Below are 14387 nucleotides of genomic sequence, written 5' to 3'. Positions count from 1 at the left end.
ACGTCCCGGCTCGAGCCAAATGCCTGCGTCAGTTCTCTGCCGCGGGCATTTTGTCATTCTGAGCCGGACAAACGGCAATATTCGGGCAATCCGGCAGTACCTGCAACATGAGTAACAGCAATAAAAGCAGTAAAGGCGGCGGCCCCGGCCGCTGTCTGTGGTGAGGTGAACGACAGCTCCTGAAAATCTGTCGGCAAATAGAAAGGGATTACCCATGTTTAACAAAGTTACGAAAACCTTCCAGTACGGCCAACACACCGTGACCCTGGAAACCGGCGAGATCGCTCGCCAGGCATCCGGCGCGGTGATGGTGTCGATCGAAGACACCGTCGTGCTGGCAACCGTGGTGGCACGCAAAGATGCCAAGCCTGGCCAGGACTTCTTCCCGCTGACCGTTGACTACCTCGAAAAGACCTACGCAGCCGGTAAAATCCCGGGTGGCTTCTTCAAGCGCGAAGGCCGTCCTTCCGAAAAAGAAACGCTGACTTCCCGCCTGATCGACCGTCCTATCCGTCCGCTGTTCCCGGAAGGCTACATGAACGAAGTGCAGGTGATCATTCACGTGCTGTCGGTCAACCCTGAAATCGATCCTGACATCGCTTCGATGATCGGCGCCTCCGCTGCCCTGTGCGTAGCCGGCGTACCGTTCAACGGCCCGATTGGCGCGGCCCGCGTGGGTTACGCCAATGGCCAGTACATCCTGAACCCGACCACCACCCAGCTGAAGACCTCGCAGATGGACCTGGTTGTGGCCGGTACCGAAACCGCCGTGCTGATGGTGGAATCGGAAGCGCAGCAGCTGTCCGAAGAAATCATGCTGGGCGCCGTGGTCTATGGCCACACCGAAATGAAAGCCGTGATCGACGCGATCCACGAGCTGGTGCGCGACGGCGGCAAGCCGGAAGTCGAGTGGGCGCCTGCGCCGAAGAACGAAGCGCTGATCGCCAAGGTTGCGCAATTCGCTGAAGCGAAAATCCGCGCCGCCTACCAGACCAAGGACAAGCAAGCCCGTACCGACAAGCTGCGCGCCATGTCCGCTGAAGTGGTGGCCGACCTGGCTGCCGACGCGGCGGCCAACGGCGTGGATGCGCCGGACAGCGTCGAAGTGGGCAACATCCTGTTCGACATGGAAGCCAAGGTTGTGCGTTCGCAGATCCTGGAAGGCGAGCCACGCATTGACGGCCGCGATACCCGCACCGTGCGTCCGATCGCGATCCGCACCTCGGTGCTGCCGCGCACCCACGGTTCGGCGCTGTTCACCCGCGGCGAAACCCAGGCGCTGGTCGTCGCAACGCTGGGCACCGCCCGCGATTCGCAGAAGATCGACGCGCTGATGGGCGAGTACACCGACGACTTCATGCTGCACTACAACATGCCTCCGTTCGCCACCGGCGAAACCGGCCGCGTCGGTACGCCGAAGCGCCGCGAAGTGGGCCACGGCCGCCTGGCCAAGCGCGCGCTGATCGCCGCGCTGCCGGCAGCTGACGAGTTCAGCTACTCGGTGCGCCTGGTGTCCGAGATCACCGAATCGAACGGTTCCTCGTCGATGGCTTCCGTCTGCGGCGGCTGCCTGGCACTGATGGACGCCGGCGTGCCGATGAAAGCGCACGTGGCCGGTATCGCCATGGGCCTGATCAAGGAAGGCGGCCGTTTCGCCGTGCTGTCCGACATCCTGGGCGACGAAGACCACCTGGGCGACATGGACTTCAAGGTAGCCGGTACCGCCAATGGCATTACCGCGCTGCAGATGGACATCAAGATCCAGGGCATCACCAAGGAAATCATGCAAGTGGCGCTGGCGCAAGCCAAGGAAGGCCGCGAGCACATCCTGGGCGAAATGCAGAAGGCCATGCCGCACGTGAAGACCGAGCTGTCGGACTTCGCACCGCGCCTGATCACCATCAAGATCAACCCAGAGAAGATCCGTGACGTGATCGGCAAGGGCGGCGCCGTGATCCGCGCGCTGACCGAAGAAACCGGCACCCAGATCGACATCAGCGACGAAGGCGTGGTCACCATCGCTTCCGTTGACGCTGCCGCCGGCCAGGAAGCCAAGCGCCGCATCGAAGAGCTGACTGCGTCGGTCGAAGTGGGCAAGACCTACGACGGCACCGTGCTCAAGCTGCTGGACTTCGGCGCCATCGTCCAGGTCATGCCAGGCAAGGACGGCCTGCTGCACATCTCGCAGATCGCCAACGAGCGCGTGAACGCCGTTGCCGACTACCTGAAAGAAGGCCAGCAAGTGCGCGTCAAGGTTCTGGAAACCGACGACCGCGGCCGCCTGAAGCTGTCGATGAAAGCCGCCGCCGAAGAAGGCGCAGCGCCAGCCGCCGCGCAGTAATCGAGGTCTAGCTTCACCGAAAACCGCCAGCGCGCAAGCCTGGCGGTTTTTTTATGCCCGCTACCTTGACGACGCCCGGACGTAAAAAAGCCCCGTGGGGAGCACGGGGCTTTTGGGGGACGGAAGCTTAGCAGCAGCCGCCGCGCTTGCCGGCGCCGCCGTAGCGCGCTTCCTGGCGCTCGCGGAAGAACTCCTCGTAGCTCATCATGGGCAGATCCGGATGGGTCTTTTCATGGTGCGCCACGTAGGTGTCGTATTCGGGCAGGCCCACCATCAGGCGCATGCTCTGCCCGAGGTAGCGGCCGGCCTGGACCAGTTCCTGGAACATTATTGCACCGCTGGCATGAGCTGCACCGGGCTTTCCTGCACGGTGGGCTTGGCGTTGGCACGCGCGATCAGCGCGGTGCGCACGCCGAACACCAGCACGCTCAGCACCACGATCATGAAGAAGCCCGCCAGCGACGCGTCCAGATAGTCGTTGAAGACGATCTGCTGCATCTGCGCCATGGACTTGGCCGGCGCCAGCACCTTCTCGTCCGCGATGGCGGCCGAGTACTTCGCGGCGTGGGCCAGGAAGCCGATCTTCGGATTGGCGTCGAAGATCTTCTGCCAGCCGGCGGTCAGGGTGCACAGCAGCAGCCACACGGTCGGCACCATGGTCACCCAGGCGAAGCGGGCGCGCTTCATCTTGAACAGCACGCAGGTCGCCAGGATCAGCGCGATACCGGCCAGCATCTGGTTGGCGATGCCGAACAGCGGCCACAGGGTGTTGATGCCGCCCAGCGGATCGACCACGCCCTGGTACAGGAAGTAGCCCCATGCGGCCACGCACAGCGCGGTGGCCAGCAGGCCGGCGACCACGTTCTTGGAATCCTTCATCGACGGCACCATGGCGCCCAGCAAGTCCTGCAGCATGTAACGGCCGGCGCGGGTGCCCGCGTCCACGGCGGTCAGGATGAACAGCGCTTCGAACAGGATGGCGAAGTGGTACCAGAAGGCCATCATGGCCTTGCCGCCGATGACGTTTGACAGGATGTGGGCCATGCCCACGGCCAGCGTCGGCGCGCCGCCGGCACGCGAGATGATGGAGTGCTCGCCCACGTCCTTGGCGGTCTGCACCAGCACGTCCGGCGTGATGTGGAAGCCCCAGCCGGAGATCACGGCGGCGGCCGCTTCAGGCGTGGTGCCCAGCAGCGCGGCCGGCGCGTTCATGGCGAAGTAGATGCCCGGATCGATGGTGGACGCGGCCACCAGCGCCATGATGGCGACGAACGATTCCATCAGCATGGCGCCGTAGCCGATAAAGCGGGCGTGGGCTTCGTTCTCGATCATCTTCGGCGTGGTGCCGGACGAGATCAGCGCGTGGAAGCCGGACACGGCGCCGCAGGCGATGGTGATGAACAGGAAGGGGAACAGGTTGCCCGACCAGACCGGGCCGGTGCCGTCGATGAACTTGGTCACGGCGGGCATTTGCAGGTAAGGAGCGACGATCACGATACCCAGTGCCAGGCCGACGATGGTGCCGATCTTGAGGAAGGTGGACAGGTAGTCGCGCGGCGCCAGCAGCAGCCACACGGGCAGCACGGAGGCGATGAAGCCGTAGCCGATCAGCATCCAGGTCAGTTCGGTGCCGGTGTAGTTGAACATCGGCGCCAGGGCGGGGTTCTCCTGCACGTACTGGCCGCCGACGATGGCCAGCATCAGCAGCACGAAGCCGATGATGGACACTTCGCCGATGCGGCCCACGCGGATGTAGCGCGAATACACGCCCATGAACAGCGCGATAGGAATGGTGGCCATGACGGTGAAGCTGCCCCACGGCGAGCCGGTCAGCGCTTTCACCACGATCAGCGCCAGCACCGCCAGGATGATGACCATGATCATGAAGGTGCCCAGCAGCGCGATATTGCCCGGGATCGGGCCGAGCTCGGACTTGATCAGGTCGCCCAGCGAGCGGCCGTCGCGGCGCATGGAAATGAACAGCACCATGAAGTCCTGCACGGCGCCGGCGAACACCACGCCGGCCAGGATCCACAGCATGCCCGGCAGATAGCCCATCTGCGCGGCCAGCACGGGGCCGACCAGCGGGCCGGCGCCGGCGATGGCGGCGAAATGGTGGCCGAACAGCACGTATTTATTGGTGGGGACGTGGTCCAGGCCGTCGTTGAACTTGTAGGCCGGGGTCATGCGGTTCTTGTCCAGGCTCATCACTTCCTTGGCGATGAACAGGCTGTAGAAGCGGTAGGCGATCAGGTAGATGCAGACCGCCGCGATGACGATCCAGATGGCGCTGATGGCTTCGCCGCGCTTGAGCGCGACAACGCCGAGGGCGCCTGCGCCGGCCAGCGACAGAGCCGCCCAGCCGAGCTTGCGTAGGAGTGCTTGCATGGTTTTCCTCCGAGAAAATAACTATAGTTTTCGTAGGGCGGGTGAGCTTGCGTAACCCGCCATGAGCCGCCGAGACGCATGGCGGGTTACGGCTGTGCCTAACCCGCCCTACGATGCCTTTCCGGCTTATGGCTAGTATTCAGCAAGCGAATATCTGCCACAAGCGCAGCAATACGCAGATAGACTACGTATTACTACGGAGCGCGGAGCGGCGCGCGCCACGTACAATCCGCCTCATCCCACCTTGGAACCCAGACATGAAGCTGCGCCAAAAAGTCATTTTCCTGGCCATCACGCCGCTGATCCTGGCGCTGTGCGCCATTGCGCTGGCGGTGCGGCACCAGGCCAACGTGCTGGCCCAGCAGCAGCGCGACACCATCCAGCAAGCCTACCTGGCCAGCAAGGAGGCCGAGCTGGAACACTACGTGACGCTGGCCACGCACTCCATCTCGCGCCTGTACAAGGCCGGCGTGAAGGACCAGGCCAGCATGGACGAGGCCAAGCGCATCCTCGGCTCGCTCAGCTTCGGTGATGACGGTTATTTCTTCATCTATGATCTGAAAGGCAACTCCCTGATGCATCCGCGCCAGCCCGAGCTGGTGGGGCAGAACCTGTGGGAGCTGAAGGACCAGAACGGCACGCCCACCATCCAGCGCCTGCTCAAGCGTGCGCAGTCGGGCGGCGGCTACGAGCGCTACTACTGGGTCAAGCCGTCCAGCCACAAGCCGGCGCCCAAGCTGGGCTATGTGATCCTGCTGAAGGACTGGGGCTGGATGCTGGGCACCGGTATCTACCTGGACGATGTGGACCGCGCGCTGGAAAAAGTGGACACCCAGCAGCGCGCCAACATCCAGAACACCATGCTGTGGATTACCGGCATCGCCATTATGGCCGCGCTGGTGGTGGCGGGCGCGGGCGTGGCGCTGAACATCAGCGAGCTGCGCGTGGCCGACGCCAAGCTGAAGGCGCTGGCGCAGCGCGTGGTGGAGTCGCAGGAGGAGGAGCGGGCGCGCCTGTCGCGCGACCTGCACGACGGCATTTCGCAGTGGCTGGTGTCGATCAAGCTGCAGATCGAGGCCGGCATCATCCGGCTCGGCCACGTGCAGGCTCGGCCGGATCAGTGCGCGGCGGCGCAGGGCGTGTTCGAGCACGCCGCCGAGCAGCTCAACAACGTGCTGGGCGAGGTGCGCCGCATCTCGCACAACCTGCGCCCGGCGCTGCTGGACGACCTGGGCCTGGCCGCCGCCCTGAGCCACCTGGCCGAGGAATTCCGCCTCAGCAGCGAGGTGCCGATCGACTTCTCCGCCGAGGGCAGCACCGAGGACTTGCCGGAAGTGGCGAACACCGTGCTGTTCCGCATCGCCCAGGAAGCGCTGACCAATATCGAGCGGCATGCCGGCGCCAGCCATATTGACATCCGCCTGACCGGCGCCGAGCGCGCCGTCACCTTGCGCATCAGCGACAACGGCCACGGCTTCGACGCCGACGGCATTGCCGTCCACCCCAAGCGCGGCATCGGCTTACGCAATATGATGGAGCGCATGGAAGCGATCGGCGGCCAGTTTTCCATCTCCTCCTCGTCGGCAGGCACCGTGCTGCTGGCCCATGTTTCGAACGAAGGTTAATGCAATGACGATCAAGATCCTGCTGGTGGACGACCACCCCCTCGTGCGCGACGGCCTGCGCGCCCGCCTGGAAGCCATGCCGCAGTTCGAGGTGGTGGCCGAGGCGGGCGGCGCCCAGGAGGCGCTGGAGCAGGCGCGCCACTGCGACATCGACCTGGTGCTGATGGATATAAATATGCGCGGCGGCAACGGCATCGAAGCGACGGCGCAGTTCAGCGAGCAGTTCCCCGAGATTGCCGTGCTGATCCTGTCCATGCACGACAAGCTGGAGTACGTGTCGCAAGCCATCCAGGCCGGCGCGCGCGGCTACGTGCTCAAGGACGCGCCCGGCAAGGACATCGTGGTGGCCATCGAAACGGTGATGTCGGGAGGCATTTATTACAGCGCCGCGCTGGCCCGCCAGCTGGCCAAGCCGCAGAACCTGGACGCCCAGCTCACTTCGCGCGAGCACGAGGTACTGCTGCACATCGCCAACGGCCAGTCCAACAAGCAGATCGCGCGCGACCTGGACCTGTCGGTGCGCACCGTGGAAACCCACCGCCTCAATATCAAGCGCAAGCTCGGCATTGAAGGGCAGGCCGAACTCATACGCTACGCCGTGCAGTTTGCCAACGGCACGCCGTGACGCCAGGCCCTGTCGGGCCGGTGCAACAATGTCACGATCAGAGCGCGCACTCTAGCGTACAGGACGTGTCCAATCAGCAATTTCTGCTATATTCCTGCTCCCGAGCAACGGGAAATGCGAACTGTTGCTAATTGGCGTTATAGAATTGCTTTGAATCAATATTTGTTCTACTATTGCACGCACTACCCACGCCGAGATACTGATGTCCTTGTCTGAAGCAAGCCCATTTCCTCTGGTGGGCCTCACTGCGGTGTCCAACGCTCAAAATGAGTGGGTGGCCCTGTCGTTTCAAATTTCCGCCGTACCCAATGAGACCCAGCTGGCCACGCTGCAAAACGTGTTCAGCTATCCCGACATGGACGCCGCGCTGGCGCCGCTGGACTATCTCGTCAGCATAGACCGCCTTCAGCAATACGATCCCGGCCAACTGGCCTTCCTGCCCCCGGCGCGCACCGTGCTGCGCATACCGGCCGAGGCCTGCGCCGAGCCGGAAGTGCAGGCCAGGTGCAAGCAGCTGGCCGACGCCGGCTATCGCCTGATGGTGGACGGCGAAGCGGGCATGGACGCCGGCAAGTGCGCAATCCGCAGCCTGGCGTTCGACTGCCGCGAGACGCTGCCCAGCGAACTGACCATGCTCACCATGGCTGGCCCGCACCTGGCGCTGAACGTGGACACGCCGGCCCGGCTGCAAGGCTGCCGCGCGGCCGGCTTCACGCTGTTTTGCGGCGACTACGTGCGCCACCCGCAGCGCGAAAGCAGCGCCGCCGACGGCACTTCGCGCAAGCGCCTGCTGGCGCTGCTCGGCCTGCTGGCGCGCGACGCCGATTCGCGCGAACTGGAAATCCTGCTCAAGCAAGACCCGGCGCTGGCCTACCACCTGCTCAAGGTGGTGAACTCGGCCGCGTTCGCGCCCAAGGCGCCCATCCACAGCTTCGGCCAGGCCATCAACGTGCTGGGCCGGCGCCAGCTGCAGCGCTGGCTGCAGCTGCTGCTGTACGCGCGCCAGCAGGACGACGGCGGCGCCAACGCGCTGCTGCCGCTGGCGGCGGTGCGCGCGGCGCGCATGGAAGCGCTGGCCAAGGCGCGCGGCGGCGACCGCGACCAGCAGGACATGGCCTTCGTGGCCGGCGTGTTCTCGCTGCTGGACGTGCTGCTGGACATGCCGATGACGGAAATCGTCAGCGCGCTCAGCCTGGACCTGGACGTGGTGATGGCGCTGCTGGACCGCGCCGGTCCGATGGGCGACATGCTCAAGCTGGTGGAACAGGACATGCCCGACACCAGCGCGCTGCGCGACCTGGGCATCGACCACGAAACGCACTGGCGCAGCCTGCTGCAGGCCTGCCACTGGGCCATCCAGGTGAGCAGGAACCTATAGCCATGCTGGCCCACCCGGTCTCCGACTTCCTGGGCAGCAGTGCGGCCCTGTGCGACGCGGTGCTGCGCTTGCGCGGCGCGGCCCTGACGGAAGAACTGGGCCGCATCGCGCGCGGCGTGGTGCACTCGCCGCAAGGGCGCTACCTGCCGGCCGGCGTGGAAGGCGAGCCCTGGCCGGGCGGCCTGGTGCAGGAGATCCGCTTCGACAACCAGTACTTCGGCCGCTTTGAAGTGTCCGGCCGCGACGACTACACGGACGCCGAGCGCCAGCACCTGGCCAGCCTGGCCGCGCTGGCCGCCAGCGTGCTGCAAGTGCATTCCATCGCCCAGCGCAGCACGCACGCCTACGTGCAGGTGGAAGCGCAACTGCAGCACCAGGCCCAGATCCTCGACCAGATCCACGAATCCGTGCTGACGATGGACATGAACGGCTTCATCACCAGCTGGAACAAGGGCGCCGAGCGCCTGTTCGGCTACACGCCGGTGGAAGCGGTGGGGCGCAGCATCCTGTTCCTGTACGACGACGAGGACGTCGGCTTCGCCGACTCCTTCCTTGAGCATGGCGGGCGGCTGATGGAGGTGCGGCGCAAAAAGAAGTCCGGCGAGGTGTTCTGGGCCAGCCTGTCGTTATCCACGCTGCACGACATGGACGGCCGGGCCACCGGCATGATCGCCTACCTGACCGACATCACCGAACGCAAGCTGGCCGAAGAACGCATCCACCACCTGGCCTACTACGACGCGCTGACCGGCCTGCCCAACCGCACGCTGCTGACCAAGCTGGTGGACCAGGCGCTGACCGTGGCCCAGCGCAGCAAGCTGCACGGCTGCGTGCTGTTCATCGACCTGAACCGCTTCAAGCTGATCAACGACACGCTGGGCCGGCGCATCGGCGACGCGCTGCTGAAAGAAGCGGCCGCGCGTTTTCGCGTGGTGCTGCGCGACCAGGACCTGGTGGCGCGGCTGGGCGGGGACGAGTTCGCCGTCGGCCTGTTCGACATCGGCCAGCACTACGAAGCGAGCCGGGTGGCGCACAAGCTGCTGGCCGCGCTGAACGAACCGTTCCTGGTGGACGGGCACGATCTGCGGGTGGGCGCCAGCATCGGCATCAGCGTCTATCCGCAGGATGGCGCCGACGCCGAAACCCTGCTGCGCCTGGCCGACATCGCCATGTACCGCGCCAAGCAGGGCGGCGACTCGGACGCCGAGCACGTAGCCTTCTACAGCCGCGACATGAACCAGGGCATGCAGGAGCGCATGCGCATCGAATCCGGCCTGCGCCAGGCGCTGGGCAGCGGGCAGCTTGAGCTGCACTACCAGCCCAAGTTCTCCATCGCCGACAGCAAGATCATCGGCGCCGAAGCGCTGGTGCGCTGGCGCCATCCCGAGCGCGGCCTGGTGCCGCCGGCCGATTCATCCCGCTGGCCGAGGCCACCGGGCTGGTGGTGCAAGTAGGCGAATGGGTGCTGGAAGCGGCCTGCGCGCAAGCGCAAGCCTGGAAAGAGGCCGGCCTGCCGCCGATCCGCCTGGCCGTCAACGTCTCCGCGCGCGAATTCACGTCGGCCCTGCCGGGCCGCGTGAAAGAGACGCTGGCGCGCTACGGGCTTGAACCGTCCTGGCTGGAGCTGGAAATCACCGAAAGCACGCTGATGCACAACATCGACCGCGTGATCGGCATCATGGACCGCATTACCGCGCTGGGCGTAACCCTGTCGCTGGACGACTTCGGCACCGGCTACTCCAGCCTGTCCTACCTGAAGCGCTTCCCGATCGACACCCTGAAGATAGACCGCTCCTTCACCACCGGGATTCCGACCGACGCCAGCGACTGCGCCATCGCCAGCACCATCATCAGCATCGCCCAGCAGCTCAACCACAAAGTGATTGCCGAAGGCGTGGAGACGGTCGAGCAGCTCGCCTTCCTGAAGGACAGCGGCTGCGACGAAGTGCAAGGCTACCTGTTCTCCAAGCCGCTGCCAGCGGCCGAATTTGAAAAAGCGCTAAGGGAAGACTGGCTGGCGGAAGGGCCGTAATTCTGTATAATGCTGCCACTCAGGAAGCGTGGCCGAGTGGTTGAAGGCAGCAGTCTTGAAAACTGCCGACGGGTTAAACCGTTCGTGAGTTCGAATCTCACCGCTTCCGCCAAAAATAGGTATCGAGCAGTTCCAGCAAGTCCCGAAGCCCGCTGTTCTCACTATGAGTCAGCGGGTTTTTTCGTTCCGGGGCGTGCCATGAAGCACATTGACAGCCCGGATTTTTGGGGGGGCATCGTTGGGGGCATTATTTGATGCCCCCAAAACGGATGCCCCCAAATGCCAAAACTGATCGTTCCCCTGACTGATGTCCAGATCCGCAACGCGAAGCCGAAGGAAAAACCCTACAAGCTGTCGGACGGTGGCGGCCTGTACCTGGAGGTAATGCCGACAGGCGCCAAGTTGTGGCGCATGAAGGTCCGTCAGGCCAATGGTAAAGAGTCGCGGCTGTCGTTCGGAGCCTATCCGGAAGTGCCGCTATTGGATGCCAGGGGAGAGCGGACCAAGGCGAAGAAACAGCAGGCGGCAGGCGAAGACCCTGCGCAAAACAAGCGTATCGAGAAACTGCAGCGACGCACCGCGGCGGCCAATAGTAAGCGGCCAGCGCACCCACCTATGAATCCGTGAATCCCCAGTCCAAACTCCGTATTTTATTTGGAGATGAGGATGGTGAACACCGAACGAGAAGCAGTGTGGCAAGAGCGTGTTGCGCACTGGCGAGCAAGCGGTCTGTCGCAGCGCGCCTTCGCCCTGCGGGAGGGGTACCCAGTACGGCAAATGGGTTACTGGGTTCGCCGACTGCGCGGGTCGCCGGCCGCGCCCGGGCTGCTGCCGGTGCGAGTTGCGCCAGCGTCGCCGGTGCCCGTCGCGATCAGGCTGGTCAACGAGCGCGGTTGGACGCTGAGCTTGCCGAACGATGTGCCGTCCAGCTGGCTGGCCGAATTGCTGCGAGCGCTGTGATGGAACTGTCGGCCGATGCGATCTGGCTGGCGACGGCGGCGGTGGACATGCGCACCGGCATCGACGGCCTGTCCCTGCATGTGCAGCAGGCGCTGGGGCGCCCGCCGTGCGACGGCACGGCCTACGTGTTCGCCAATCGCCGCCGCACGCGCCTCAAGCTGGTGTGCTGGGACGGCACCGGTGTCTGGATGTGCCTGCGCCGCCTGCACCGTGGCCAGTTCGTCTGGCCGCAGGCGGACGACGCGTGCTGGCAGATGAGCGCCGAGCAATGGCGCTGGCTGGTCGCGGGCGTAGACTGGCAGCGCCTGTCGGCACCCGCGCCGGCCCAGTGGCGCTTGTAAACATAGGCCGCCGCCTGTAAACTGCGCAGCATGAACCCGCTCGACGACCTTGCCCGCACCGACATCGACCCAGCGCTGCTGGCGCAGGTGCAGGCGCTGTTCGCCCAGCAGCAGGCCAGGTTGGCGGAGAAGGACTTCAAGATCACCGCGCTGACGCACGAGCTGGCCTACTACCGGCGCATCCGCTTCGGCAAGGCCAGCGAGGCGCTTGTCGGCGAGCAGCGCCTGCTGTTCGAGGAAACGGTCGACATGGACCTGGCCGCCATCGAGGAAGAGCTCGAGGGGCAGGCGCCGGCCAAGCGGCAGCGCCAGCGCGCCGGCCGGCAGCCGTTGCCGCCCGAGCTGCCGCGCATCGAGCACCGCCATGAGCCGGCATCGTGCCAGTGCGGCCGGTGCGGGGCCGACCTGGTCAAGATCGGCGAGGACGTCAGCGAGCAACTGGACGTGGAACCCGCGCGCTTTTTCGTGCATCGCCACATCCGTCCCCAATATGCCTGCCGTCCCTGCGAGACCGTGACGGCAGCGCCGATCCCGGCCTGCTGGCGTGGATCGCGGCCTGCAAATACCTCGACCATTTGCCCCCTGTACCGGATCGAGCAGATCGCGGCCCGCCAGGGCGTGCCGTTGGCGCGCTCGACCCTGGCCGAGTGGATCGGCCGCGTCGGCGTGGCCTTGCAGCCGCTGGCCGACCGGCTCGCCGAACTGCTGCGGCAACAGGCCTGCCTGCATGCCGACGAGACGCCGGTGCGCCAACTCGACCCCGGCAGCGGCAAGACCCGGCACGCCTACCTGTGGGCCTACCGCTCCGGCGTGCACGACGCCGGTCCGCCCATCGTCGTGTTCGACTACCAGACCAGCCGGGCCGGCGCGCACGCGCGCGCCTTCCTGCACGGCTGGCGCGGCCACCTGATGGTGGACGACTATGTCGGCTACAAGGCGCTGTTCACCGACGGTCCAACTGAACTGGCCTGCCTGGCGCATATCCGGCGCAAGTTCTTTGACGTGCACGCCGCCAGCGGCAGCCCCGTCGCCGAGGAGGCGCTGGGCCGCATCGCGGCGCTGTACGCGATTGAGCAACAAGGCGCCGGACTCGATCCGCCGCAGCGGCTGGCGTTGCGCCAGCGCCAGGCCGTGCCGGCGCTGGGCGAGCTGCACGCCTGGTTGCTGGCGACCCAACGCAACGTCGCCGCCGGCAGCAGCACGGCCAAGGCCATCGACCACGCGCTCAAGCGCTGGCCGGCGCTGGTGCGCTACGCCGAGTCCGGCAGTCTGCCGATCGACAACAATCCGGTCGAGAACGCCATCCGTCCCATTGCCATCGGCAAGAAGAACTGGCTGTTCACCGGTTCGGAGCGGGCCGGCCGCCGCGCCGCCGCCATCCAGAGCTTGTTCGCCACCGCCAAGCTGAACGGACTCGATCCGTTGCGCTGGCTGTCCAGCGTACTGGAACGTCTCCCGACGTGCCCTAACAGCCAGCTCGATACGCTGCTGCCATTTCCGAACTCTACGTAGTCCTAAACCCGCTGAACAGGTGGGACGGCTGGATGCTTACTGATGAAGCTCACCTCCGATGGCTCGCACTTGGCGACTAGTGCCGCCTTGGCGATTTCCAGTCGAATCAGATTGTATGCAGTCAGCGTGCCCCATATTTCCTGATACACGCCTTCGACCGTCTTTGATCGCAAGGTGAACGCCGTGCCCAGCATGGTCTGTTTGAGCTCGCGGTAACTGGTTTCGATGCCCCAGCGTCGTTTATAGCAGGCCGCCATGTCGGCAGCGCGATAGCGCCGACGGTCGCGTAGCGAAGTAAGCAGGATCCTTTTGCGCGCCTGTTGGTCAACCACTGTGATGGCGCGCGCTTCCCAGAACTCCGGCAATGCCGGACACTTGACGCGCGCTTGTGGTGATACCCGCATGCGCACGATGGCGTCGTGCTCATCGCCCTCGATCACCTCCCACTTGGTGTTGGATTTGGCGGGGATGAGGAAATGGCGGTTCTCGGCCCCGGTCGTCACAGCGCACAGAATTTCGGCCGCCAGAAAGCCCTTGTCAAATATGGTGAGCGAATCAGCCGGAATATGGGGTACCAGCTCTTTAGCATAGACCATCTCGTTGCTTGCGTAAGGCCCAAACGCGGCGTTGCGAATCAAGTGGGTGGGGAGCGCGGTCAGCGTTACGCCGCGTACTTGCGGATAGCCGGCCACAGTGTCGCCGGCGTAATTTTGCGCACCGAAATGGACCCTGTTATCCGCTGTGTCGTGGGTGCGCAAGGTCGTGCCGTCCATAGCGAACAACTGGAGCCCCTTGAATACATAGGCCCGGCGATCTTGCTCGCACCAGGCTTGCGCCGAGCGCTCGAACAACCATTGCAGTGGCTCGGCCCCGAGGCGCTGACGCGCCTGGGCCGCCGCACTTTTACTCACAAAAGGCGCTTGCGCGTCCGGCAATGCCAAGCCCAAGTCGTCAAGTACCTCGCCTATGGATTTGTGCCGGTACAGCGCCAGAGCGATGATCAACCACACCACTTGCTCGGCTGGCAACCGACGCTGGCGGATGCTCACCGCGTGTGTGCAGACAACCGCTTCTTCGATCCAATCATAGGGTAAATGCTGCCCAAGCCGCCGCCAATCGGGGCACTCTAAACCATCGGCGAGGAAATGAACGGCGTCATCTAGCATTGCGACGCAGGTTAACAGC

Annotated in this window: 11 protein-coding genes, 1 tRNA gene and 1 pseudogene; 10 read left to right on the top strand and 3 right to left on the bottom strand. The window is 64.8% G+C overall.

Annotation, left to right across the window (positions count from 1 at the left end; all coding sequences use genetic code 11):
• Positions 1 to 214 precede the first annotated feature (214 nt).
• Entirely contained in the window at positions 215 to 2341 is a 2127-nt protein-coding gene (gene pnp / locus ACFJI2_RS17755; RefSeq protein ID WP_377701215.1) for a polyribonucleotide nucleotidyltransferase, read from the top strand.
• A gap of 127 nt (positions 2342 to 2468) precedes the next feature.
• Here pnp and ACFJI2_RS17750 read toward each other — a convergent pair whose 3' ends face one another.
• Both ACFJI2_RS17750 and ACFJI2_RS17745 read right to left on the bottom strand, forming a co-directional pair.
• Positions 2469 to 2669: a YbdD/YjiX family protein gene (locus tag ACFJI2_RS17750; RefSeq protein WP_056405157.1), complete on the bottom strand. Its 201-nt coding sequence runs from the start codon at positions 2667 to 2669 to the stop codon at positions 2469 to 2471.
• Positions 2669 to 4729: a carbon starvation CstA family protein gene (locus tag ACFJI2_RS17745; RefSeq protein WP_107870941.1), complete on the bottom strand. Its 2061-nt coding sequence runs from the start codon at positions 4727 to 4729 to the stop codon at positions 2669 to 2671. Before ACFJI2_RS17745 ends, ACFJI2_RS17750 begins: the two co-directional genes overlap by 1 nt.
• A 257-nt stretch (positions 4730 to 4986) precedes the next feature.
• Here ACFJI2_RS17745 and ACFJI2_RS17740 point away from each other — a divergent pair, with 257 nt between their 5' ends.
• The 9 genes and pseudogenes from ACFJI2_RS17740 (at position 4987) to tnpC (ending at position 13202) form a co-directional block, all read left to right on the top strand.
• Positions 4987 to 6354, top strand: a complete 1368-nt coding sequence (locus tag ACFJI2_RS17740) for a cache domain-containing protein (RefSeq protein ID WP_377701212.1) — start codon at positions 4987 to 4989, stop codon at positions 6352 to 6354.
• 4 nt (positions 6355 to 6358) lie between these two features.
• On the top strand, positions 6359 to 6979 hold the full coding sequence (locus ACFJI2_RS17735) for a response regulator transcription factor (RefSeq protein ID WP_377701211.1): 621 nt from the start codon (positions 6359 to 6361) through the stop codon (positions 6977 to 6979).
• 202 nt (positions 6980 to 7181) lie between these two features.
• Positions 7182 to 8357, top strand: coding sequence for an EAL and HDOD domain-containing protein (locus ACFJI2_RS17730; protein ID WP_377701209.1), 1176 nt, complete (start codon positions 7182 to 7184; stop codon positions 8355 to 8357).
• Between the two features lie 2 nt (positions 8358 to 8359).
• Positions 8360 to 10389 (top strand): annotated as a pseudogene (locus ACFJI2_RS17725) (putative bifunctional diguanylate cyclase/phosphodiesterase).
• A 22-nt stretch (positions 10390 to 10411) separates the two neighbouring features.
• Positions 10412 to 10501: transfer RNA gene (locus ACFJI2_RS17720), tRNA-Ser, on the top strand.
• A 167-nt stretch (positions 10502 to 10668) separates the two neighbouring features.
• On the top strand, positions 10669 to 11016 hold the full coding sequence (locus ACFJI2_RS17715) for an Arm DNA-binding domain-containing protein (RefSeq protein WP_377701208.1): 348 nt from the start codon (positions 10669 to 10671) through the stop codon (positions 11014 to 11016).
• Positions 11017 to 11055: 39 nt separating this feature from the next.
• Positions 11056 to 11349: an IS66 family insertion sequence element accessory protein TnpA gene (tnpA, locus tag ACFJI2_RS17710; RefSeq protein ID WP_377701207.1), complete on the top strand. Its 294-nt coding sequence runs from the start codon at positions 11056 to 11058 to the stop codon at positions 11347 to 11349.
• Complete coding sequence (gene tnpB, locus ACFJI2_RS17705) at positions 11349 to 11690, top strand: IS66 family insertion sequence element accessory protein TnpB (RefSeq protein ID WP_228892417.1); 342 nt, start codon at positions 11349 to 11351, stop codon at positions 11688 to 11690. Before tnpA ends, tnpB begins: the two co-directional genes overlap by 1 nt.
• Positions 11691 to 11720: 30 nt before the next feature.
• Positions 11721 to 13202 carry an IS66 family transposase gene (tnpC, locus tag ACFJI2_RS17700; RefSeq protein WP_377701206.1) on the top strand — a complete coding sequence of 494 codons (1482 nt, stop codon included), beginning with the start codon at positions 11721 to 11723 and terminating at the stop codon, positions 13200 to 13202.
• Between the two features lie 2 nt (positions 13203 to 13204).
• On the opposite strand, the gene ACFJI2_RS17695 is transcribed toward tnpC, so the two are convergent.
• Positions 13205 to 14368: an IS4 family transposase gene (locus ACFJI2_RS17695; RefSeq protein WP_377701205.1), complete on the bottom strand. Its 1164-nt coding sequence runs from the start codon at positions 14366 to 14368 to the stop codon at positions 13205 to 13207.
• Positions 14369 to 14387: the final 19 nt, after the last annotated feature.

Origin of the sequence: Pseudoduganella sp. UC29_71, assembly GCF_042693265.1 — a bacterium.
Classification (GTDB): domain Bacteria; phylum Pseudomonadota; class Gammaproteobacteria; order Burkholderiales; family Burkholderiaceae_D; genus Rugamonas.
Note: the sequence above shows the minus strand (reverse complement) of the source record. Positions and strands in the feature narration are given on the sequence as shown.